General features: G+C 45.7%; 2 protein-coding genes and 2 pseudogenes. 2 read left to right on the top strand and 2 right to left on the bottom strand.

Going from position 1 to position 1894, the window contains the following annotated elements:
* A pseudogene (locus GCWU000341_RS13540) lies at positions 1–140 on the top strand (IS3-like element ISRgn1 family transposase); the annotation flags it as partial.
* A gap of 33 nt (positions 141–173) precedes the next feature.
* Positions 174–788: pseudogene (locus GCWU000341_RS14345) on the top strand (IS3 family transposase); the annotation flags it as partial.
* Between the two features lie 56 nt (positions 789–844).
* Here GCWU000341_RS14345 and GCWU000341_RS07815 read toward each other — a convergent pair.
* Both GCWU000341_RS07815 and GCWU000341_RS13155 read right to left on the bottom strand, forming a co-directional pair.
* Positions 845–1606, bottom strand: a complete 762-nt coding sequence (locus tag GCWU000341_RS07815; protein ID WP_081443178.1) for a transposase — start codon at positions 1604–1606, stop codon at positions 845–847.
* A gap of 39 nt (positions 1607–1645) precedes the next feature.
* Positions 1646–1894, bottom strand: a 249-nt coding sequence (locus GCWU000341_RS13155) for an integrase core domain-containing protein (protein ID WP_155812791.1), incomplete at its 5' end; no start/stop codon positions are given.

Below are 1894 nucleotides of genomic sequence, written 5' to 3'. Positions count from 1 at the left end.
TACACGAGTATTCATCTGAGGAGGTGCTATACTCGTCCATCGATGAATTTGCATATGTATGGTACAACCATGTGCGACCTCATTCATACAATGGATATAAGACACCATTTGAGGCAAGGACTGGAATATCGAATTATTAAGCCATACGTGTTACAAAAAAGCTTGACCACTACAGTCACAGACCGCGCAGAAAGCCTAATGGCATTACAAAGGCTGATCGTGAAGCACGCAAATCCGATGATCTGCTGAAACGTGATTTCCAATCGGATACACCGCTAACCAAATGTGTAACGGACATCACTGAGATTAAAGCTGCTGATGGCAAGCTATATGTCTCCTTCATTTTTGATTGCTTTGATTCTGCTGTTCTGGGGCTGGCGATGGAGACTAACATGAAGGCAGCTCTATGTGTAAGGACCTTAGATAACGCAATGATGGTTTATCCAGAGCTTCGGGGAGCCATTATCCATTCCGATCGTGGAACCCAGTATACCAGCCAAACTTATCGGGATGCAATCAGTTATCATGGAATACAACAGAGTATGAATAGTGCTGGTGGCCGATGCCATGATAATGCTCGCTGTGAAAGCATGTGGGCTCGAATGAAGTCCGAACTGCTTTATGATCGTTATGAACCAGAAAAAATAACTGTTGAAGAACTCAAGGTTCTAATTTGGCGATACTTTTTCAGCTATTGGAATAATCGCCGGATTTGCTCTGCCAATGGAGGACTTCCTCCTATGGTAAAGAGAGCACGGTATTACCGCTCCCCAGGAGTAGCTGCTTAATGCTTGGAATACTTGAGGATAATCTGTCAACCAATATTGACAATATCAATCTGTTATTAGGTTGCCGGCTCCCCTATCGGCCTGTTCGGTAACGGAACCTTGATATTTGAGCATACAAGCATGATCATATCGATCATACTGTCAACATTCCGGAAGCCAAATGCTCTCCGGATGATGAGCTTGATTTTGTTGTTGATCGATTCGATCCTGGCATTGCTCATCTTCAGACGTATCGTGTTGAGGATATGCTCTTCATGCCGACGGATCTTGTGACCAAGCTCCTTGAATTCGTTGATGCGGCTATGGGTGGCTCTCCAGAAGAACTTGCCCAGTTCTTCTTTTGCCTCATCCGTATCGTCCATATGAAGAATGAGTCTCAGCTGCTCCTTCAACAGATAACCGCGGTACAGGCGCTTATTACTCACGGCGATCTCTGCAAGCTGTGTTTCCTGCTTGTTGGTCAGGTGCTCCGGCGCTTTGCCTAATGCGTAGGCTGAATGCTTTATCTCTGAGGCCTTTATTTCTGCCTTATGAACCGTGATCGAATCCTTGTCCTTCAAGGAGCTGCGGCCACGTTTGCGTTTGACGGTCCTCTTAAGTTCCTTGAGTTCCTGATGGGCATCACGCCATGCTTCCTTGCGGAGGGAGTCAAGTGCTTCATTTGCCCACCCCACGACGTGGAAGGAGTCCACACAGCGGGCACAGTTCGGAAGGTACTCCTCAATGCACTGGTCGATCCATCTGGCACCATTGCCGGTCACAGCTTTTATGGATGCACGCTGCTTCGAAGTAAGGCCTTCCAGAAACTTGGAAAAGATATCCTTGTAGTGGTCAAGCTTTTTTGTAACACGTATGGCTTAATAATTCGATATTCCAGTCCTTGCCTCAAATGGTGTCTTATATCCATTGTATGAATGAGGTCGCACATGGTTGTACCATACATATGCAAATTCATCGATGGACGAGTATAGCACCTCCTCAGATGAATACTCGTGTAGATATAAGAGCTCATTTTTCAAGGTGTTGAAATACCGCTCCATAGGAGCATTGTCATAAGGATAACCAGCTTTATTCATGCTCTGGGTTATGCCGGCAGAGGCACAATA

The sequence above is a fragment of the Oribacterium sp. oral taxon 078 str. F0262 genome, from assembly GCF_000160135.1.
Taxonomy (GTDB): domain Bacteria; phylum Bacillota; class Clostridia; order Lachnospirales; family Lachnospiraceae; genus Oribacterium.
Note: the sequence above shows the minus strand (reverse complement) of the source record. Positions and strands in the feature narration are given on the sequence as shown.